At 60.2% G+C, this 19,707-nt stretch carries 19 protein-coding genes; 14 read left to right on the top strand and 5 right to left on the bottom strand.

Going from position 1 to position 19,707, the window contains the following annotated elements; all coding sequences use genetic code 11:
- The first annotated feature begins 90 nt into the window (after positions 1 to 90).
- The 6 genes from dacB (at position 91) to FHS06_RS13450 (ending at position 5,644) form a co-directional block, all read left to right on the top strand.
- Complete coding sequence (gene dacB, locus FHS06_RS13475) at positions 91 to 1,650, top strand: D-alanyl-D-alanine carboxypeptidase/D-alanyl-D-alanine endopeptidase (RefSeq protein ID WP_167050108.1); 1,560 nt, start codon at positions 91 to 93, stop codon at positions 1,648 to 1,650.
- 46 nt (positions 1,651 to 1,696) lie between these two features.
- A complete protein-coding gene (locus FHS06_RS13470) occupies positions 1,697 to 2,692 on the top strand; it encodes an aldo/keto reductase (protein WP_167050106.1) in 996 nt (331 codons plus the stop codon).
- Complete coding sequence (locus FHS06_RS13465; protein ID WP_341780349.1) at positions 2,686 to 3,102, top strand: ribosomal maturation YjgA family protein; 417 nt, start codon at positions 2,686 to 2,688, stop codon at positions 3,100 to 3,102. The genes FHS06_RS13470 and FHS06_RS13465 overlap by 7 nt, the downstream gene beginning before the upstream one ends.
- Positions 3,099 to 4,022: a L,D-transpeptidase gene (locus FHS06_RS13460; protein ID WP_167050104.1), complete on the top strand. Its 924-nt coding sequence runs from the start codon at positions 3,099 to 3,101 to the stop codon at positions 4,020 to 4,022. The genes FHS06_RS13465 and FHS06_RS13460 overlap by 4 nt, the downstream gene beginning before the upstream one ends.
- A 23-nt stretch (positions 4,023 to 4,045) precedes the next feature.
- A complete protein-coding gene (locus FHS06_RS13455) occupies positions 4,046 to 4,546 on the top strand; it encodes a prepilin peptidase (protein WP_167050102.1) in 501 nt (166 codons plus the stop codon).
- A gap of 63 nt (positions 4,547 to 4,609) precedes the next feature.
- On the top strand, positions 4,610 to 5,644 hold the full coding sequence (locus FHS06_RS13450) for a YihY/virulence factor BrkB family protein (RefSeq protein ID WP_167050100.1): 1,035 nt from the start codon (positions 4,610 to 4,612) through the stop codon (positions 5,642 to 5,644).
- On the opposite strand, the gene FHS06_RS13445 is transcribed toward FHS06_RS13450, so the two are convergent.
- Positions 5,632 to 6,363 (bottom strand): glutamine amidotransferase, encoded by a 732-nt coding sequence (locus tag FHS06_RS13445; RefSeq protein ID WP_167050097.1) that lies wholly within the window; start codon positions 6,361 to 6,363, stop codon positions 5,632 to 5,634. The genes FHS06_RS13450 and FHS06_RS13445 overlap by 13 nt on opposite strands.
- A gap of 34 nt (positions 6,364 to 6,397) precedes the next feature.
- Between FHS06_RS13445 and FHS06_RS13440 the strand changes: the two genes are divergently transcribed.
- Both FHS06_RS13440 and FHS06_RS13435 read left to right on the top strand, forming a co-directional pair.
- Entirely contained in the window at positions 6,398 to 6,625 is a 228-nt protein-coding gene (locus tag FHS06_RS13440; RefSeq protein ID WP_167050095.1) for a response regulator, read from the top strand.
- A gap of 2 nt (positions 6,626 to 6,627) precedes the next feature.
- Positions 6,628 to 7,260: a CYTH domain-containing protein gene (locus FHS06_RS13435; protein WP_167050093.1), complete on the top strand. Its 633-nt coding sequence runs from the start codon at positions 6,628 to 6,630 to the stop codon at positions 7,258 to 7,260.
- Positions 7,261 to 7,342: 82 nt separating this feature from the next.
- On the opposite strand, the gene lpdA is transcribed toward FHS06_RS13435, so the two are convergent.
- Both lpdA and FHS06_RS13425 read right to left on the bottom strand, forming a co-directional pair.
- Positions 7,343 to 8,743, bottom strand: a complete 1,401-nt coding sequence (gene lpdA / locus FHS06_RS13430; RefSeq protein WP_167050091.1) for a dihydrolipoyl dehydrogenase — start codon at positions 8,741 to 8,743, stop codon at positions 7,343 to 7,345.
- A 9-nt stretch (positions 8,744 to 8,752) separates the two neighbouring features.
- Entirely contained in the window at positions 8,753 to 9,373 is a 621-nt protein-coding gene (locus tag FHS06_RS13425) for a copper resistance CopC family protein (RefSeq protein ID WP_167050089.1), read from the bottom strand.
- 224 nt (positions 9,374 to 9,597) lie between these two features.
- On the opposite strand from FHS06_RS13425, the gene FHS06_RS13820 reads away from it, so the two are divergent.
- From FHS06_RS13820 to FHS06_RS13410, 3 genes are all read left to right on the top strand, one after another.
- Positions 9,598 to 10,068: an FHA domain-containing protein gene (locus FHS06_RS13820; RefSeq protein ID WP_310734826.1), complete on the top strand. Its 471-nt coding sequence runs from the start codon at positions 9,598 to 9,600 to the stop codon at positions 10,066 to 10,068.
- Positions 10,068 to 10,757: a transcriptional regulator FtsR gene (ftsR, locus tag FHS06_RS13415; RefSeq protein ID WP_167050085.1), complete on the top strand. Its 690-nt coding sequence runs from the start codon at positions 10,068 to 10,070 to the stop codon at positions 10,755 to 10,757. Before FHS06_RS13820 ends, ftsR begins: the two co-directional genes overlap by 1 nt.
- Before the next feature lie 98 nt (positions 10,758 to 10,855).
- Positions 10,856 to 11,401 carry a MerR family transcriptional regulator gene (locus FHS06_RS13410; RefSeq protein ID WP_167050083.1) on the top strand — a complete coding sequence of 182 codons (546 nt, stop codon included), beginning with the start codon at positions 10,856 to 10,858 and terminating at the stop codon, positions 11,399 to 11,401.
- Between the two features lie 97 nt (positions 11,402 to 11,498).
- Here the strand turns inward: FHS06_RS13410 and FHS06_RS13405 are convergent, their stop codons facing one another.
- Positions 11,499 to 12,299 carry a ParA family protein gene (locus FHS06_RS13405; protein WP_167050081.1) on the bottom strand — a complete coding sequence of 267 codons (801 nt, stop codon included), beginning with the start codon at positions 12,297 to 12,299 and terminating at the stop codon, positions 11,499 to 11,501.
- A 97-nt stretch (positions 12,300 to 12,396) separates the two neighbouring features.
- Here FHS06_RS13405 and FHS06_RS13400 point away from each other — a divergent pair, with 97 nt between their 5' ends.
- Genes FHS06_RS13400 through FHS06_RS13390 form a run of 3 tightly spaced genes read left to right on the top strand, consistent with a single transcriptional unit; the run spans position 12,397 to position 17,744 of the window.
- Complete coding sequence (locus tag FHS06_RS13400) at positions 12,397 to 15,807, top strand: pyruvate carboxylase (RefSeq protein WP_167050079.1); 3,411 nt, start codon at positions 12,397 to 12,399, stop codon at positions 15,805 to 15,807.
- A gap of 15 nt (positions 15,808 to 15,822) precedes the next feature.
- The gene (locus FHS06_RS13395; protein WP_310734825.1) at positions 15,823 to 17,253 is read left to right on the top strand and encodes a MinD/ParA family ATP-binding protein; all 1,431 of its coding nucleotides are present in this window, start codon (positions 15,823 to 15,825) and stop codon (positions 17,251 to 17,253) included.
- On the top strand, positions 17,253 to 17,744 hold the full coding sequence (locus FHS06_RS13390) for a peptide deformylase (protein ID WP_167050077.1): 492 nt from the start codon (positions 17,253 to 17,255) through the stop codon (positions 17,742 to 17,744). Before FHS06_RS13395 ends, FHS06_RS13390 begins: the two co-directional genes overlap by 1 nt.
- Positions 17,745 to 17,750: 6 nt before the next feature.
- On the opposite strand, the gene FHS06_RS13385 is transcribed toward FHS06_RS13390, so the two are convergent.
- The gene (locus FHS06_RS13385; RefSeq protein ID WP_167050075.1) at positions 17,751 to 19,583 is read right to left on the bottom strand and encodes an AMP-dependent synthetase/ligase; all 1,833 of its coding nucleotides are present in this window, start codon (positions 19,581 to 19,583) and stop codon (positions 17,751 to 17,753) included.
- Positions 19,584 to 19,707 lie beyond the last annotated feature (124 nt).

Raw genomic sequence — 19,707 nt, 5'->3', positions numbered from 1 at the left:
CCGCGGTCGCGCCCGGGTGGCCACACGCATTTGGAGGCAACTCCCGTGTGCGATTGACTGGACGAAAGCCGAAGCGCCGAGAGGGCAGCCATGAGCCGTACTGAAATGACTTCACCTTCACGCCTGAATTCAGGCGCTGTGGCGCTCGTGTGCACTGTCGTCGTTCTCTCCGGGTGCACAGCATCCGTCGACGGTGAGTTGAACTCCGCAATCAATGAGGTCACCGATGACCCGATGTTTGCCGGCGGAGGGTGGGGGATTTTCGCAATTGACCTCGATACGGGCGAGACGATCTACGAGCTGAACTCGACAGTGCCCTTCGTTCCGGGCTCTATCCAAAAATCGTTCACGACGGCAGCTGCTCTCGACCTCCTTGGTGCCGATTCGATTGCCACGACGCCGGTCTTCGCGACCGGTGATGTGGTGAACGGCACCGTTGAAGGTGATCTCGTGCTTTCAGGTCGTGGTGACTTCAGTTTCGGGTTGCGAGATTTGTCTGATGGAACACTTGAGATCACCTCCTTCGACCACAACGAGGCAAACACCGGCTTGCTGCCGGTTGAGCTGAATTCAGGGGATCCGCTCGGCGCACTACGGTCGCTCGCGGGCGATATTCGCGCTGCCGGAGTGAGTGCCGTCTCAGGAAATATCCTGGTTGACAACCAATACTTCGACACCATGCGTGAGTGGCCGGACGGCCGTATCGATTCGATCTGGGTGAACGAGAACCTCGTAGATGTCGAACTCACCCCCAGCGATGTCGGCGATGCTCCGGACATCCGTGTGGTTCCCGCACTTGCGTCTCTCGACCTGATCAACAGCGTCGAGGTCATCGCGGGAGATCAGGTCGACGTCGAGGTCTCGATGGAGGGGATGACAGTCACCGCGAGCGGAACCATCGGCCAAGATGCTGGCCTCACCGTTCGAAACGCGAGGGTTCCCGATCCTGTCGAATTCGCGGCCGTAGCTTTCCGTGAGGTTCTTGCCGACGAAGGAATCAGCGTTTCCGGAGAGAGCGTCTACGACGGCGAGTCCGTATCCGAAGCCGTGGTGGGCGGTGCGCCTTTAGCCGAATGGACCTCGGCCCCGATGAGCGAGTTCGCTCGGGTCGTTCAGAAGATCAGCTATAACCGTGGGGCGGACCTTCTGGCTTGCCTCATCGCGGTCTCCGAAGAGAGCAAAGACTGCGTCGATGGTGTGACCGCAGTACTCGGTGTCGTCGATGACGTTGGCGGGTCAGAAGCGGCGATCAGGCTGTTCGACCCTGCCGGGAGCATAGACGAGAATCGCACGAGCGCCAGGGCACATGTCGACTTTCTTATCGGAGCGCAGGATCAGGCGTGGGGTGAGCAGTTCGTCGATCTACAACCGATTTCTGGTGTCGATGGGTCTTTGACGTCGTTGGGTGAAGGCACAAGTGCGGTCGGAAAGATTCGCGCAAAGACAGGCACACGTATTCTCGGCTACCCCACGACAGACCAACTTTTCTACTTGGCGCGTGCGTTTTCTGGGTACATGACAACGGCAAAAGGTCGTGAGCTCGCGTTCACGGTGATCTTCAACTCGACCACGGTCGACGACATCCCGGGTGTCTTTGCTGTGAACGATCGAGTAGCAGAGATCGTTCTTGCGCTCCAAGAACACGGATAGCGTTGGGTTTGGGTGCAACGACAGCACCCCGCCGAAAGGACTCTTCATGCAGCAACGCACTCTCGGATCCACTGGCCGTTTGGTTTCGGCCGTCGGTCTTGGCACATGGCAGCTCGGGGCCGACTGGGGCTCGGTAGACGAAGCGGATGCCACGGCCGTTCTTGCGGCGTCGGTCGATGCCGGTGTCACATTCTTCGACACGGCAGATGTCTACGGCGATGGTCGGTCGGAGGCCATCATCGGTCGTTTCCTCGCCGGCCAAAAAAACCACCAGGTCACGGTGGCGACCAAGATGGGAAGGCGTGAAGAGCAGCTTTCGGAAAACTACACTCTGGAAAATTTTCGGCAGTGGACGGAACGCTCACGTCGAAATCTCGGCGTGGAGACTCTTGACCTCGTGCAGCTTCACTGCCCGCCAAGCGACGTGATCGATGCCGACGTGACATATGACGCCCTCGACGCCCTCGTTCAAGAGGGGGCCATTGCGGCCTACGGAGTTTCGGTCGAAACATGCGACCAGGCGCTGAGCGCAATAGCCCGTCCCGCACTCACCAACGTGCAGATCATCTTTAACCCGTTTCGGCTGAAGCCGCTCGATGAGGTGCTGCCGGCGGCTTCGGCCGCGGGCGTAGCGATCTTCGCACGTGTGCCTCTGGCATCCGGCTTGTTGTCGGGAAAGTACACGTCGAACACGACCTTTGCGTCAAACGACCACCGTTCGTACAACAGAGACGGATCTGCATTCGACAAGGGAGAGACGTTCTCCGGGGTCGACTTTGAAGCTGGACTGGCCGCAGCGGAAGAGCTCGCGGCGGCGCTCCCGAACGGTGTGTCATTGCCTGCGGCCACAATCGCGTGGATTGCCGCTCAGCCTGGCGTGACGAGCGTGATTCCTGGCGCACGCAATGAGGCACAGGCAGGCAGTAACGCTGACGCAGGGTTGCTTCTCGATGGTGCCGATTTCGATATCGCATCGTTCGACTCGGCAGTGCACTCGGTCTATGACGCACGACTGCGGGCGCAGATTCACCCGCAGTGGTAGCCAACGCCCAGCGCCGGCTTGCGGCACTCGTTGCCTTGGCGGTGACCATCGCAGCTGGTCTCGTTGCGGTGTCGCTGCCTGAATCAGCGGTGACTGATGTTGTCGGCGATGCGCTTTACGTGGTGGCTGCGTACGCGGGGCTGGTTGTCGTTATGCCTCGCGTGTCGTCATTCGTTGTCGGGGCAATTGCGGCGGTGTGGTCTGTGGGTGTCGAGTTCTTCCAACTCACGGGTCTACCCGTGCAATGGGCGGCAGAATTTCGACCTCTGGGACTGGTCTTCGGCGGCGTCTTTGACACACGCGACCTTGCGGTTTACGTTGTTGCCGCGTCGGTGACAACAGGTATAGATATCGCCGGGCGACGCGTTCTCTTGCGCGCACGCTGCTCGCCCCGGAGCATAGATTCATGACGGCAATCCCACCCCGCGCGCGGCCTCGAAGAATCGTTGTGCTGGTTCTTTCGATCGTCGTCGTGATTCTTGTCGCCGGGGCGGTGGTGGTGGGATTCTTCGCTGCCGCGTCCCCGGACGCGAGTGTCACGACGGCCGTTGAAACACCCACTCCAACGGCAATACCATCGATGCCAAGCCCGACACCCACGCCCGTTGACACCGGATTTTCCGAAAACACCGAGGTATACGACACCTCATCACTGCAGACGGTAGATGTCTTCTCGGTCAACCCGGCGCTGCCTCGTGACGATGACCCGTTCGGCGAATCAACGGGCCTCGTCGCGCAACCGGTCGCTGCCGGTGCAGCTGTGTTCGCTGACCCCACCGCGGGTCCGGTCGCTTTCTTGCCGCAGACCCAGACGTTTGAGGGCACCATCGTCCCCGTCATTGAAGAGCAAGATCACTGGGTTAAAGTGCTCCTTGTCGGGCGCGCCGGTGTGCCGCCAGAAGCGAGCTCCGCACAAACCGTCGGTTGGCTGCGCGCAGCGGATGTGGCCCTGGCCCCGGTCGATACACACGTGGAAGTCAGCCTGAGCGCGCGCACCATCGACATTGTGAGCGATGCCGGAAGCGAGAGAATCGCGACGGATTTCGGCTCCGGAACTGCTGAGACGCCGACGCCGACGGGCCGAATGTTCATCATGATGACGCGTACAGTGCCGGAATTCGGCTACACCCGAGGCCACCCGCTCGTGTACCTCTCTGCACAGTCGCCGACTCTCGCGGGCTTTGCCGACGCAAGTGTCGCCATCACGGCTTTCCACTATCACGACGCACGATCAGGAACGATTTCCAACGGATGCCTCAGGCTCGCCCCTGAAGCCATCGATCGACTTGCTCAGCTTCGGCCGGGAACACTTGTCGTCGTCTCGGCCTAGCCGAACGGGTGTCGGGGTAAGACATGAACATTGCGATCTTCGTGGTTGTTCTCGTGGGCTTCGCAGCCTTTAGCTGTGTGCTCGCGGCGATCGATGTGCGGACACATCGCCTACCGAATCGGATTGTGCTTCCGGCCTATCCCGTTCTCGTAGCGCTACTGATGCTGAGTTGCGTGGCGGGTGCTCCGTGGAGCGCGGTGCTGCGAGCATTGCTGTGCGGAGCTGTACTTTTCGGCTTCTACGCGGTGCTGAGAGCGCTTCCCGGTGCGGGGATGGGCGGCGGCGATGTGAAGCTCGCAGGCGTTGTTGGAATCATCCTCGGGTTTCTCGGATGGGTGCCGTTCGTGGTCGGTGCAGCGGCCGCGTTCTTCCTCGGAGGCGTGTTTGCTCTCGTGATGCTGGCCCTTCGCCGTGTGACTGGGGCCACCCGCATCCCGTTCGGCCCATTTCTTCTGGGCGGGGCGTGGTGCGGGATCGCGCTCGGCATCACCAGCTATGTGCAGACCGGCGGCGTCACTACTTAGGAGATCTGGCCTGCTGCTGTCAACCGCGCTGGGGCGCTGAGGTACACGGTTACTCTGGTCGGTATGACGGCATCCGAACAGACAACCTCGTCGACTCAAGAGTCCTTCGTTGCCCGGGTGATCGCCTGGGTACTTGCACGGAAGTTTGTGCGTGCCCTGTTGCTCTACACAGAGCATCGCGGTATTCAGCTCGCGGACTCGGTCACCTACCGCGCACTTTTTAGCGTCTTCGCCGCTGTGCTCTTGGGGTTCTCGGTCGCGGGCCTCTGGTTGCAAGGGAACCCGCAAGCCTGGGATGCCCTCATCTCTGCTGTCAACTCAGTTGTGCCGGGACTCGTCGGAAAAAACAAGCTCATCGACCCCGAGAATATTGAGCTCGCAGCGGGCCTGTCTATCGCTGGGGCGATATCTGTCGTAGCTCTCGTTGGCGCGGCTATTGGTGCGATTACATCGCTCAGGATCGCGTTTCGGCAGCTTGGCGACCGGATGCATGATGATGTCGCGTTCTACTGGGTGATCTTGCGAAACCTCGCGCTAGCGGTTGGAATTGGGGCAGCCCTCCTCGCGTCAGCCGCAGCGACCGTGCTCGGCACCGCGTCGATAGGCACCCTGCTTGATTTGATCGGGATCCGAGACGAGAACCCAGTGACGACGGTGGCGACGAAGTCGGTCTCGCTGCTCGTGGTCCTCTTGCTCGATACCGCGATAATCGCGGTCTTGTTCCGGGTGCTCTCGGGACTTCGTCCGTCAGCGCGTGCCCTTTGGCCGGGTGCATTGCTGGGCGGCATTGGCTTGCTCGTCCTGCAAGAACTGTCCGGACTTTTCGTGCGGGGCGCGGGCTCAAATCCTCTGCTGGCATCGTTCGCTTCGCTGATCGCGCTTCTGCTCTGGATCAACCTGTCATCCCAGGTCATTCTGATTGCCGCCTCGTACATCATCACCGGCGTCGAAGATGAAAGCGATCGTGCCTACTCTCGTCAGCGCGCCGCCACGTTCGCGCAGCGGAGGGTGAATCGTGCACAGAAGGTCGTGATCCTTGCGACGGAGGAACTGCGCCAAGCCCGCGAAGCTGAAAAGGCTGAGAGTCAGAGCGCGTAACGAGCAACAAACGCACTGAGCAGCGCTGTCGGGTGGGTCACGGGAGCACGGTTTACGGCCGCGAGAGTCATATCTATCTCATCGAGCCCGAAGTAGCCGTACGACGCATACGCGCGGATGCGGGTCGTGATGCCGACGACATCGAGCTCCGGATGGAATTGGGTTGCATAAACATTCTCGCCGACGCGAAACATTTGCACTGGGCACGTTGCCGACGAGGCAAGAAGAGTTGCTGTCTCAGGCAGCCTGCGGATGGCCTCTTTGTGGCCAACGAACGCGGAGAAGCTCGGGGGAAGCGCGGCGCACAGCGGGTCACGCTCGCCAGCGTCGCTCAAGGCGATATCCACAACGCTGATGGGCTCAGCGAAGTGTCTATCGATGACGGCACCCTGTTGTGAACCGAGCGTCCCAACCCCGTAGCAAGCACCGAGAAACGGAAAATCTAACGCGACAACCCTTTTGAGAAGCGTCGCGATTTCTGACTCGACCCGGCGTTGCACGACGGATTTCTCGCTCTCCGCGTCAGACGAGTTGAAAGGCCCGCCGCCGAGGAAAATGCCCGAGATCGCGTCTAGATCGATCGCGGGCATGTGGTCTGCTTCAAGACGCACGCGCTGTAGTTCTTTCGGCGCTAGGCCGGTGTAGCGAAGGAAAAGTTCGTACTCCTCGTCTGCGGGTACGTCTTCTGCGCGAGTCGCTAGCAGAACAAACGGCTTCATCCGTACAGCCTAGGGTGCGGACTAGGCTGAAGGCATGGCTATTGCGCGACTATCTGGAGGCCCGCTCGACGGGCAGGTTATGCCCCTCGAACCGGGAGTTGAAGATTCACTCATCGTTCCCTACAGCGAGGGACAGGTCATTTACCGACGAGAGGGCGAACCCGTAAACACGGGCGACCACGACGGCCCGACCGAGGTTGCTTTTTCTTTCGTGGAATCGACCGAGCCCATCGACCCGAACCCGGACGACCGAAACGACTGACAGTGCGCGACGGAGCACCGAAAGAACCGAAACGGTCGCTTGAGATAGAAAACACGTACGACGTAGAAGATTCCACACCGCTGCCGGCGTGGAATCTTCTACCCGGTGTTGAATCCGTGGGTGAACCTGAAGTGCGCGAGCTCGACGCTCGATATTTTGATACCGCAGATATGGCGCTCTCTCACGCGCGTGTTGCGATCAGACGGCGAACTGGCGGTCCGGATGCAGGCTGGCACATTAAGGCTTCGGCTGCCGAGGGAAGGCACGAGTCGCATTGGCCGCTTGATGAGCAAGATGCTGACTCGGCCGTCGTTCCACCAGCCGTTGCGGCAGCAGCAGGGGAGTGGGCCGCAGGCGAATTTTTGCCGCTTGCTCGAATTCGCAACAGTCGCACAGCGTACGCGCTGTGCGACGCGAATGGCAGGCTGGTCGCGGAGGTCGTTGATGATCGCGTCTCAGCACGCGCTGAGCGCACGGGCGTTGAGACTTCGTGGCGAGAGTGGGAAGTGGAGCTTGGTCCGGCAGCACCCAAAGACAGTGACGCATTCTTCGCTCACGTCGATGCTCTCGTTGCGAGTGTCGGCGGTCGTGCCGCGGCATCCGATTCGAAGCTCGGACGAGCCCTAGGGCGTTAACTTCGGCAACCGGGAGCTAAAACATTGACGCCGCCCCCCGGCTTCGTTGGGGGCGGCGTCAATGTTTTGTGTCGGGTACGACTCACATATTAATCATGTGGCCCGCGAGGCCGTGGAAAGCTTCCTGAAGCGCCTCACTCAACGTGGGGTGCGTGTGGACGTTTCGAGCGAGCTCGAGGGCAGTCAGATCCCATTTCTGAGCGAGCGTCAATTCAGGCAGAAGTTCTGAGACATCGGGACCGATGAGGTGCCCACCGAGAAGCTCCAGGTGCTCAGCGTCAGCGATCAGCTTTACGAAGCCCACCGGCTCCCCGAGACCATGGGCTTTTCCATTCGCCATGAACGGGAACGTCGAGATCTTGATTTCGCGGCCGGTCTCTCTCGCCTGCGCCTCGGTAAGGCCAAACGATGCGACCTGGGGTGAGCAAAATGTTGCCCGTGGCATCATGCGGTAATCGCCGAGCGGCATAGTCTCTGCTTTGCCGATCGTCTCGGCAGCCACGACTCCCTGGGCCTCTGCCACATGCGCGAGCTGCAGCTTGGCTGTCACATCGCCGATGGCGAAGATGTGGGGCACGTTCGTGCGCATGTAGTCATCGATTGCGATGGCACCGCGCTCGGTGAGCTCGACGCCGGTCTTCTCTAGTCCGAAGCCCTCAACGCGCGGGGCGAATCCTATCGACATCAGCACCTTGTCGGCTTCGATCGACGACTGGACGCCGTCCTTATTGCCGGTGTAGGTGACAGTGACCTTATCGCCGGAATCTACAACCGACTCGACCTTCGTCGATGTCAGGATCTCCACGCCCAGATTGCGGTACTGCTTTTGGATCTCCTTCGATACGTCAGCATCTTCGTTCGGAAGTGCGCGATCAAGGAACTCGATGATCGTCACCTCCACTCCGAAGTTCTTCATGACGTAAGCGAATTCCATGCCGATCGCGCCAGCGCCGACGATCACGATCGACTTCGGCAGCTCACGTGTCATGATCTGCTCTTCGTAGGTGACGACGTTCTCACTGAGTGTCACACCGGGAAGCAAACGCACCGTCGAACCGGTCGCGAGGATCGCGTTGTCGAAGGTGATCGTTTCTTTGTTGCCGTCGGCGTCCGTAACTTCAACGGAGTTCGCATCGACAAAAGAACCTCGGCCGTTGTATTCCGTGACCTTGTTCTTCTTCATCAAGAAATGAACACCCTTGACGCGGCCCTCAGCGACTGTGCGGCTGCGGTCATACGCAACGCCGTAGTCCATCGATACTTCGCCAGTGATGCCGAAGAGCTTCGCCTTGTGCTTGAGGGTGTGGGCAAGCTCCGCGTTTTTCAGCAGGGCCTTAGAGGGGATGCAGCCTACGTTCAGGCAGACACCACCCCAATATTTCTCTTCGATGATGGCGGTGGACAGTCCGAGCTGTGCACTGCGCACGGCCGCGACGTATCCGCCGGGACCCGCGCCGAGAATGACGACGTCGTAGTGAGGCATGGTCTAAGCCTAGCGTTCGGAAGACTTGCTCGGACGCCGCCGAGAGACGATCACGACCACCGTTGCGACGACTGCCGCAAGAAGCAGAACACCGACGATGATCCACGGCACGAACGAACTTGACGTCGGTGCTGTGTCTGTCGCGGATGGCGTGCTTGACTCCGAAACGCTGGTCTCGGGCGTAGCTGATTCTGCGGGCACGCTGGCCTCTGGTGCCGGGGTAGTTGCGCGTGGAGATGAGGTCGGCTGGGCCGTCACTGTGAAGCGAAATTCGCCCGAAATGGGGTGACCATCGCTCGAGACCACTCGCCACAGCACAGTTACATCGCCACTCGCTTCTCCCGAGAGCGGCTGCCGCACCACTTCGCCTGTTACTTCGGGGTCTCCGCCGGTCAGATCGGTGCCTGCACCGTCGGTAACTTCCACCACCGTTGAATTTCCGTCATTGATCAACTCGGAGCTGAAACTCAGTGTGAGCTCCGTGGGCATCTCGTCGAGCGTCGAATCGGCAACAGGATCGGTCGCGACAAGTTCGTCGTGCGCAGCAGCGGGAGAGGCGAACAGTAAAACCGAAGCGATTACGACGGCTACGCCGGCAAATCCGGCACGAGCGCGAGAGGGAAATATCACGCCTCCAACTGTACCCGCGCGCTAAAAGACAGTTCCGGTACAAAATTGGTGTGCGGAGTGGACACAGCAGCCTTCAGATGCGTAAGTTCGAATGACCCCATCCGGACGCGGCGAGTAACCGCCCGTTTTTGCGTTGAGCAAAAATGAATGCCAAGGATGCCGTAGCGAATTTCTTCAATTTCGCACAGAGATGTTCGGCTAGTCTGAACCGAGAGGAGGCATGCGTGACAGAGAATCTTCGGCCCGAGCCTGGGCCCGCATCGCAGAACAGCGACACAACAGAGACATTCGGTCACGAGGCCGATCTCTCTTTCGTTCCTTTCGGCGCCGATTTGAGTGCCACCGAGATGGAAGCGATCGAGGCGCTGCCGAGCAACGCGGCACTCTTGATCGTGCGCTCCGGCCCGACAGCGGGAGCCCGATACCTTCTTGATACCGACGTCACGACAGTTGGTCGTCACCCGGATGCCGACATCTTTTTCGACGATGTGACAGTCTCACGTCGTCACGCTGAGATCACCCGTGTAGGTGCAGTTTTCGAGATCGTCGATCAGCGTTCGCTGAACGGCACCTACGTTGATGGCGAGCGCGTTGATCGTGTCGCGCTAGCAAACGGCGACGAAGTACGCATTGGCAAGTTCCGCCTCACGCTTTTTGTTTCTCCGGCAGATCTTCCCGGCACGACGGAAGGCTGATGGCGGCCGCATCCGCCCACGGTCGTGCTGCGTCCGGGGGAGTTCTCAGCATCGGCCAGGTGCTCGCTCGGTTGAGTCCAGAATTCCCAGGCTTGTCAGCAAGTAAGCTGCGATTTCTTGAAGAGCAGGGGATCGTCACGCCGCAACGTACGGAGTCCGGGTACCGAAAATTCTCGGCTCGAGACGTTGATCGCTTGCGGCTCGCGCTCACTCTGCAGCGGGATCACTTTCGCCCGCTCGCAATGATTCGCGATTATCTTGAGCAGTTGGATGCCGGGCGAACGCCAACACTTCCGGCTGCCGCCCCGCCATCGATCGCCCCAGCTGTTCGTCGCTACCGTCGTGACGAGCTGTTGTCGGCATCGGGCGCCGCGCCTCAGCTCTTCAACGAAGCGATCAGCATGGGGTTGCTCACGGGAGCAGAGAATTACACCGAGCAAGATGTTGCACTTTTGCGCTCCCTTGTCGCGTTAGAGCGCCATGGAATCGAGCCGCGACACCTGCGTGGGCTCCGTCAGAGCGCTGAGCGTGATATCGGGTTGATCGAGTCCGCACTCACGCCGCTTCTTCGTCGTACCGATAGCTCGTCGCGTTCACGGGCGGCAGACGTCGCTCCGGAACTCGCGCGTCGACTGGACGACGTCCGCAGTGCAATTGTGCGCTCCGGTGTCACACGACTTACGTCTTAGAAACGACACGCCAATTTCGTGTCGCGGATGTCATTGCCGGAGGGCATTCCCTCCTCTAGCGTTGAGGGAAACCACAACGAGCGAAGGAGGGTCAGACCGTGACCGCTGATGACGCGACCGGCGAACGTGGCTTCGTTTCTGACCTTCTATTCACCGACGGTCTTCCACGTATGGACGACGAAGTTGGCTACCGAGGGGCTGCAGCCGCTCGCGCGGCAGGCATCACCTATCGTCAGCTCGACTACTGGGCTCGCACTGAGCTCGTGGAACCCACCGTTCGAAGCGCGACAGGATCTGGTTCGCAGCGTCTTTATGGATTTCGCGACATCCTGGTCTTGAAGCTCGTCAAGCGCCTTCTCGATACCGGGATTTCACTTCAGCAGATTCGTGCAGCTGTTGAACAGCTCCGGGTTGCCGGCATTCGCGACCTGAGCGGTACGACCCTCATGAGCGACGGTGCATCGGTTTATCTCTGCACATCTAACGATGAAGTTATCGACCTCGTGAGCCGCGGACAGGGCGTTTTTGGTATCGCTGTGGGCAAGGTCCTGCGCGAGGTGGAGTCGACGCTCGTCAATTTCGAAGCGCAGCTGCCCGATCCCGTTGACGAACTTGCTGCTCGACGCGCGAAGCGCACCGCTTAGCTTCAGTTGGTTTTTTGGCCTTCTGAGCGAAACAGTCAAAAAAGGCGCACCTTCCCGATTCCGGAAAGTGCGCCTTTTTTGCGCCTACGGGCCTTGTTTAGGCCTCAGGGAGTTCGATGCGACCGGTCCGGATAACGCGATCCAGCAAAGCGTCAAAGTCTGCTGCAAGTTCTTGCGCTGAGTCTCCAGGCCATACGTGCAGTGGCTTCGCCGCTCCCTGCGCCTGTTGGAGCGAGGTTCGCTCGGGTAGCTGTGGCGCAAGAACAATCGGACCGAACATGTCGCGCAACTCTTTGATGCGGAACTGATGTTCAATCGACTGCGGTCGCACGCGATTGACGACGATTCCTAGCGGTTGAAGTCGGGGCGAGAGACCACGGCGGATCTCCTCGATGGCGCGAAGAGCGCGATCTGCGGCAGCCACAGAGAAAAGCCCGGGCTCGGTGATGACGATGACGCGGTCGCTGGCAGCCCAAGCCGTACGGGTGAGGGCATTGAGAGACGGGGCGCAGTCAATGAGCACGAGGTCGTAGTCGGCCTCGACGGTGGCGAGGGCCTCTTCCAATTTCCAGACATCGCGAACGCTTGGATGCGGACCATCGAAGTTGATCGCAGACGGACTGCCGATCATGACATCGATTGTTCCGGGATGAACCTTCGCCCAACCGCTGGAGGTGATGGCCTGTTTGACCACCTTCTCCTTCGGGTTCGCGAGGACGTCGGCGACGTTAAGCCTCCCAGCGACCTGAATATCCATCCCCGTAGAGACGTCGGACTGCGGGTCGAGGTCGACGACGAGCGTACGGACACCGCGGGCGAAAGCCGCTGACGCGAGTCCGAGAGTTACGGTCGTTTTGCCGACCCCTCCCTTGAGCGAGCTGACGGAAAGGACGTGCACAAGGGTCTACGTTACCTTCCCTTAGGCTGTGAGCACACTCAGCCACGCGCACGGCTCCGCTCGGGCCGGTTGCGCGCCCAGCGAAGGGCCGAACCGTATGTTCCGAAAGATCCTGGTTGCCAACCGTGGTGAGATCGCCATCCGGGCGTTTCGTGCCGCATACGAGCTCGGTGCTCGAACTGTTGCCGTCTACCCATACGAAGATCGAAACTCGCTGCACCGCTTGAAAGCGGATGAGGCGTATTGCATCGGAGAAGAGGGCCATCCGGTACGCGCCTATCTCGACGTTGACGAGATCATCCGAATCGCTAAAGAGTGCGGAGCTGACGCGATCTACCCGGGCTACGGATTTCTTTCCGAAAACCCGGAGTTGTCTGAGAAGGCCGCGGCGAACGGCATTGTTTTCATCGGCCCGTCGGCCAGCGTGCTCGAAATGGCCGGCAACAAGGTGACAGCGAAAGAACATGCAATCTCTGCGGGTGTGCCCGTGCTGCGCTCGACGCCGGCATCCGGTGACATCGACACGCTACTCGATCAAGCCGGCGATATCGGCTTTCCGCTCTTCGCAAAGGCCGTTGCGGGCGGCGGCGGCCGCGGCATGCGTCGCGTGGCGTCGCAGGAACAGCTTGCTCCGGCGCTTGCTGAAGCCATGCGTGAAGCTGAGAGCGCATTCGGCGACAGCCGCATGTTTCTCGAACAGGCAGTCCAGCGCCCACGTCACATCGAAGTACAGATTCTTGCTGACAAGTCTGGTCACACAGTGCACCTGTTCGAACGAGACTGTTCAGTGCAGCGTCGGCATCAAAAAGTCATCGAGATCGCGCCTGCTCCGAATCTTGATCCACAAACGCGCGCATCACTTCATCAATACGCCGTCGCATTTGCGCAGTCAATCAAATATGAGAACGCCGGAACCGTGGAGTTCCTTCTCGAGACCGCAGGTCCTCGCACCGGCGAGGTTGTTTTCATCGAGATGAACCCGCGCATTCAGGTGGAGCACACTGTCACCGAAGAGGTGACTGACGTTGATCTCGTGCAGTCGCAGATGCGAATAGCCGCGGGGGAGAGTCTCACTGAACTTGGTCTTGAGCAAGACAGCATCCACTTGCGAGGCGCCGCCCTTCAGTGCCGCATCACGACAGAAGATCCGACGCAGGGTTTTCGCCCAGACACCGGAAAGATCACGACATACCGGTCCCCGGGAGGCGCTGGCATCCGGCTTGATGGCGGCACGACAGCTGCCGGTTCGCAGGTCAGCCCGCACTTCGACTCGATGCTTGCAAAGCTCACCTGTCGTGGTCGAGACTTTCCGGCAGCAGTCCGCCGTGCGCGGCGAGCGCTTGCTGAGTTTCGAATTCGCGGCGTTGCGACAAATATTCCTTTTCTTCAAGCCGTGCTCGACGATACGTCCTTTGCCGAAGGAGATCTGAGTACTTCGTTCATTGAAGAGCGACCGCACCTCTTGAAGGGCCGTGAGTCCAAAGACCGTGGCACCAAAGTTCTCAACTGGCTGGTTGACGTCACTGTCAATAAGCCGCACGGTGAAAATCCGCTTCGCACCGACCCGCGCGTCAAACTGCCGGCGCTTGACCTGTCGACAACGGCGCCTCAGGCCGGGTCCCGCCAGCGTCTCCAAGATCTAGGACCAGCAGGTTTCGCTGCTGACTTGCGATTGCAAACACCTCTTGCAGTCACCGAAACGACATTCCGCGACGCTCATCAGTCGCTCCTAGCGACGCGCGTCCGGACGCGTGACCTCGCAGCTGTGGCGCCCTACGTGGCGCAGATGACACCGCAACTTTTGTCGGTCGAGGCCTGGGGCGGCGCGACTTACGACGTCGCCCTGCGGTTCCTCGGAGAGGATCCCTGGGAGCGACTCGACGCTCTGCGGCAAGCGCTACCCAATGTCGCTATTCAGATGCTGCTGCGGGGCCGGAACACAGTTGGTTACACGCCATATCCGACGAAAGTGACAGACGCTTTCGTTGCCGAAGCAGCCGCGAGCGGCGTCGATATCTTCCGCATCTTCGACGCCCTCAATGATGTCTCCCAGATGCGGCCCGCAATTGATGCCGTGCTCGCCACTGGCACAGCTGTCGCTGAAGCGGCTCTTTGCTATACGGGTGATCTGCTTGACCCAACCGAGGAGCTCTACACGCTCGACTATTACCTTCGTCTCGCCGAGCAGATGATGGATGCGGGAGCGCACATCCTTGCTGTGAAAGATATGGCAGGTCTGCTTCGCCCTGCGGCGGCTGGTCGTCTTGTGAATGCCCTCCGGGCAGAGTTTGACGCTCCGGTCCACGTTCACACCCACGACACCGCAGGCGGCCAGCTTGCGACGCTGCTGGCCGCGAGCGCCGCTGGAGCGGACGCCGTTGACGCGGCCGCCGCGCCAATGTCTGGCACAACGAGTCAACCGTCGCTGTCTGCTCTCGTCGCAGCGCTCGCTCACACTGAGCGTGACACCGGAATTTCCCTTGCCGCCGTCTGTGATCTGGAGCCGTACTGGGAGGCCGTGCGGCACATGTACCGCCCATTCGAATCGGGGCTTCCGGGACCGACAGGACGTGTGTACCACCACGAAATTCCTGGCGGGCAACTGTCGAACCTCCGGCAGCAGGCTATTGCTTTGGGCCTCTCCGAGGACTTCGAGTTGATCGAGGACATGTACGCGGCCGCGAACAAGATTCTCGGTCGTGTGCCTAAGGTGACGCCATCCTCCAAGGTCGTTGGTGATCTGGCTCTTCATCTCGCGGCGGTCCGTGCAGACCCCGCGGAGTTCGAAGCGAACCCGGAGCGTTTTGACGTGCCCGACTCGGTCGTCGGCTTTATGGCGGGTGAACTGGGAGATCTGCCGGGCGGGTGGCCGGAGCCATTCCGCTCGAAGGTGCTTGCCGGTCGTGAGGTGAAAACCGGTCTCGTCGATCTCGCCGAAGAAGACGCGGCAGAACTCATCGGTGAGAGCGAAAAGCGCCGCGCCACGCTCAACCGCCTTCTCTTCCCGATCCCGACACGCACTTTTCAGAGTGCGAGGGATCAGTTCGGTGACCTCAGCGTGCTCGATACCTCTGACTATCTCTACGGGCTCGTTCAGGGCGCTGAACATGTCGTCGAGATCGAGCGCGGTGTGCAGCTGTTCGTTGGTCTCGAAGCGATCGGTGAAGCTGATGACAAAGGCATGCGTACCGTCATGACGACCCTCAACGGTCAGCTCAGACCCGTCTTCGTGCGGGATCGAAGCATTGAAGTCGAAAGTCGCGCGGCCGAGAAAGCTGATACCTCGAAACCCGGACAGATCGCAGCTCCGTTTTCGGGCGCTGTGACGCTCAAGGTCGCGGTGGGCGACAAGGTTGTCGCAGGCCAAGCTGTCGCTTCAATCGAGGCGATGAAGATGGAAGCGGCCATCACGACATCCGTAGATGGTGTCGTTGAGCGCACCGCAATGGTGGGCACACAACAGCTCGAAGCTGGCGATCTTTTGCTCGTGGTCCGTCCACCGCAGTAACCTGAGGCGGGCGACGTGCGTTCTCGTCGCCCGTTTGGAGCAACTGCAGTGACCCTCGACCCCACAGATTCGAAAGCCGTCATCGATGATGACCACGGCGTACTCGACGATCCAGCCATCATCGACACCACAAGCATTGGAATGCTGGGGGCAACGACCGAGCAGGTGAGCGTCGCGATGCCGTTCTCTTCCGATGACGACTATGCCGATGATGAAGGCGTGCTCGACGGCGAAGTTGAGCCAGGCGATGTCTTCGAATCAGAAGAGATCCCCGCGACAGAAGTTGCCGCCGAGCTAGAAGACCTTGAAGACGACGAAGATGCTGTCGACGCCACTCCCTTCGACGCGTCACCCAAACACATAACGGAGGCCACTGTGGCCGCAAATGAGAAAGCTCCTGAATCATCCACTGCGATGGATAGGCGTGTGAACGCCGCACCTGAAAACACGAGTGCTGTGACGTTCGCCGCAAAGCGAATCGACGATCGTGCGTCGGACCGTGAAAGCGCTGACCTGCTTACTGACGACAGGCTGCTTGACCACGGTAAATTGAACGCTCCCGAGCCAGAAGGAGCATGGCGCCAGCTCGTGTACTCGTTGACTCGCCATCGCGTCAATCTCGGCGACAGTCGTGCTGTGCGTGCGCGAAAAGAGGTAGACGCCGTGATCAGCGCGCCGCTGCCGGGCGGTGCACGTTTTGTGCCGGTTCTTTCGCGCAAGGGCGGTGTCGGTAAAACCACGGTGACGACTCTGTTGGGAATGGCTCTCGCGGATGCACGGGATGATCGCGTCATCGCGGTCGACGCTAACCCCGACCGCGGCACTCTCGCTGACCGTCTTGAGCGCTCAAGCGGACGCACAGTAAGAGACCTTGCGCGTACGAGAAGCGATGTCAGTGGCTTCAACGACATCTCGACAATCGTGGCTCGAGACGAGACCCGGCTAGACGTGCTTTCGTCGGATGCCGACCCGACAGTCCATGAAGCCTTCAGCGACACCGACTACAACGATGTCGCCGAGCTCGCCGCTCATTACTACTCGATCGTCTTGACGGATACGGGGACTGGCATCGTGCACTCCGTGATGTCAGCAACGCTTGAGCGCGCGGACCGAATTGTGGTCGTGGCGGGACTCAGCGTCGATGAGGCGCGACTCGCATCCGAGACTCTGACATGGCTTGAAACGAACGGGTTCGAAGAGCAGGCTCGCGAAGCTGTCGTGGTTCTCAACACAGCCCGGCCCGGAGTTCCTCTCATCCGCGCTGACGAACTGGAAGCTCATTTCCGCACGCGCGTGCGCGACGTTATTCGATTGCCGTACGATCCGCTCATCGCACGGGGCACGACGATCTCGTTCCGAGGCCTGCAGCCCACCACGCGGAAGGCTGCGCGCGCGTTGGCAGCGAGTGTTGTGACCGGCCTCCGCGCTGGTGCTCCGGTCGCGTAATGGCAGTTCGAAGTATCCGGATCTTCGGCGACCCGGTTTTAAAGTCTGCTTGCGCCGTGATTTCAACGATCGACGCCGGGACCCATGCCTTGGTGCGAGATCTGCTCGACACCGTGGAGCTTCCGGGTAGAGCCGGTGTTGCCGCGCCACAGATCGGCGTCGGCGTTCGCGCTTTCAGCTACAACATCGACGGCGATATTGGTTACATCCTTAACCCGACACTCGTAGAAGTGCGCGGCGAGCCTGAGCCCATCGGCGAAGGATGCCTTTCGGTGCCAGGATTGTGGCATGACACCCCGCGTTACCCTTGGGCGAAAGCCGTCGGCATCGACCTCGAGGGGAACGAGGTCGTGCTGGAGGGGGAGGGCTTGCTGGCCCAGGCCCTCCAGCACGAAACCGATCATTTAGACGGCAAGCTTTACCTCGATCGCCTCACGCCTCCCACGCGCCGTGAGGCGATGCGTGAGGTTCGCGAGAGTGACTGGTTCTAAGCCGTCCTACGGCAGCGAGATGTTCGTCGTGTTGATGGGGGCCGCGTAGAGCTCCTCCACCTCGTCGGCGAAATCGCTCATGATGACGTTTCGCTTGATACTGAGCTTCGGGGTGAGGTGCCCGGTGGCTTCAGTCCATTCGCTGTCGAGAATCGTGAACTTACGAATCGACTCTGCTCGCGAGACGTGGCCGTTGGCCACATCGATGGCTGCCTGAATTTCCGAGCGGACCTTGCTGTTGGTTGCTGCATCCGCCAGCGACATGTCTGACGCAAGCCCGTTGTTCCCAAGCCATGTCGGCAGCATCTCAGGGTCGAGGGTGATCAGAGCAGCAATGAACGGCTTTTGGTCGCCGACGACAACGACCTGACCGACGATCGGATTCGCGCGGATGGGATCCTCAAGGACCGCGGGAGCGACGTTCTTGCCACCTGCGGTCACGATGAGTTCTTTCTTGCGGCCAGTGATTGTGAGAAAGCCGGCGTCGTCAAATGTGCCAACGTCGCCGGTTTTGAACCAGTCTCCGTCGAATGCTGCGGCCGTCGCTTCGGGATTGCGCCAGTATTCCTTGAACACGTTGACACCACGAACTTCGATCTCGCCGTCTTCTGCGAGACGCACGCCCACTCCGGGAAGTACCGGTCCGACCGTGCCGATTTTTGAGGTGTGCGCAAGATTAACCGTCGCAGGCGCGGTTGTCTCGGTGAGGCCGTAGCCTTCCAAGATCGTTACGCCGAGGCTATGGAAGAAGTGGCCGAGGCGCGGGCCCAGTGGAGCAGAACCCGAAACGGCGTAGACAACTCGCCCGCCCATAGCTTCGCGGAGCTTCGAATAGACCAGCTTGTCGAATAGCCGGAACTTCAGACGTAGCCCAAGGGGGATCCGCTTGCCTTCTTGCAAAAGCGCCGAGTGCTCCACAGCTGCGTGAGCCGCAGCGCGGAATATCTTGCCCTTGCCGCCGGTCTCGGCTTTCTGTTCGGCAGAGTTGTACACCTTCTCAAACACGCGCGGAACAGCGAGAAGGTAGGTCGGCTTAAAACTCCCGAGGGCGGGCAGCAGCTGCTTTGTGTCTGGCTGGTGCCCGGTTTTCACGCCGGCGTGCACATTCAAGATCGAGATGAAGCGAGCGAATACGTGCGCCGTTGTGATGAACAAGAGCGTGGAGGCGCCAGGAACTTCCACGACCTCGTGGAGTGCTTTCGCAGAGTTACGCGAGAGCTCGACGAAGTTGCTGTGGGTGAGAACGCAGCCTTTGGGGCGTCCTGTCGAACCCGACGTGTAGATCAGGGTCGCGATATCGGAAGCCTGGGCGATCGATCGTCGACGTGCGATTTCGGCGTCGGTGATGTCGGTTCCGGCCGCCGAAACTCGATCAAGATCGCCGGCTTGCATCTCCCAGACCTTTTCAACAAGCGGGAGATTCGCCCGCACCGCTGCGAGTCGTTCGGAGTGCTCTGCTGATTCGACGATGCAGGCGACTGCGCCGGAATCTGAGAGTATCCATTCGATCTGGGTTGATGAGCTGGTTTCGTAAATCGGAACCATGATCGCGCCGGTGTAGAAAAGCGCGAAATCTACCAGGGTCCAGTCGTACGTCGTCCGGGCGAGGAAAGCCACCTTTTCGCCGGGTTGGACGCCCGCGGCGGCGAAGCCTTTGGCGAGCGAGATGACCTGTTTCTCGAACTCTGATGCTGAAATATCGCGCCAGTTTGCGCCGTCGGGCACAGCGAATAGTGGCCTGTCGGGGGTGGCAGCAACTCGTTCGGCCAGAAGATCGGCGACGTTACTCGTCGGATCTGCTGGGACGATTGCGGGGACGTCGAACTGTAAAGCGCTCATGTCGGCAACTCCTTTGGCACCGTAGCGTGTGGATGAGACTCAAGTGTACTAGTTGATGACACTCAGTCCCGCCGTCGCCGGGTAGCTAGACTTCACAAGGCTTTTGGTGTGGCGGAAGGACAGC

The organism is Microbacterium halimionae (genome assembly GCF_011761265.1).
Taxonomy (GTDB): domain Bacteria; phylum Actinomycetota; class Actinomycetes; order Actinomycetales; family Microbacteriaceae; genus Microbacterium; species Microbacterium halimionae.
Note: the sequence above shows the minus strand (reverse complement) of the source record. Positions and strands in the feature narration are given on the sequence as shown.

Bases quoted from the DNA above. Each gene is read 5' to 3' on its own strand.
- FHS06_RS13470 (WP_167050106.1), top strand. From the start codon at position 1,697: ATGCAGCAACGCACTCTCGGATCCACTGGCCGTTTGGTTTCGGCCGTC.
- FHS06_RS13455 (WP_167050102.1), top strand. From the start codon at position 4,046: ATGAACATTGCGATCTTCGTGGTTGTTCTCGTGGGCTTCGCAGCCTTT.
- FHS06_RS13445 (WP_167050097.1), bottom strand. From the start codon at position 6,363: ATGAAGCCGTTTGTTCTGCTAGCGACTCGCGCAGAAGACGTACCCGCA.
- dacB (WP_167050108.1), top strand. From the start codon at position 91: ATGAGCCGTACTGAAATGACTTCACCTTCACGCCTGAATTCAGGCGCT.
- FHS06_RS13400 (WP_167050079.1), top strand. From the start codon at position 12,397: ATGTTCCGAAAGATCCTGGTTGCCAACCGTGGTGAGATCGCCATCCGG.
- lpdA (WP_167050091.1), bottom strand. From the start codon at position 8,743: ATGCCTCACTACGACGTCGTCATTCTCGGCGCGGGTCCCGGCGGATAC.
- FHS06_RS13450 (WP_167050100.1), top strand. From the start codon at position 4,610: ATGACGGCATCCGAACAGACAACCTCGTCGACTCAAGAGTCCTTCGTT.
- FHS06_RS13440 (WP_167050095.1), top strand. From the start codon at position 6,398: ATGGCTATTGCGCGACTATCTGGAGGCCCGCTCGACGGGCAGGTTATG.
- FHS06_RS13390 (WP_167050077.1), top strand. From the start codon at position 17,253: ATGGCAGTTCGAAGTATCCGGATCTTCGGCGACCCGGTTTTAAAGTCT.
- FHS06_RS13385 (WP_167050075.1), bottom strand. From the start codon at position 19,583: ATGAGCGCTTTACAGTTCGACGTCCCCGCAATCGTCCCAGCAGATCCG.
- ftsR (WP_167050085.1), top strand. From the start codon at position 10,068: ATGGCGGCCGCATCCGCCCACGGTCGTGCTGCGTCCGGGGGAGTTCTC.
- FHS06_RS13460 (WP_167050104.1), top strand. From the start codon at position 3,099: ATGACGGCAATCCCACCCCGCGCGCGGCCTCGAAGAATCGTTGTGCTG.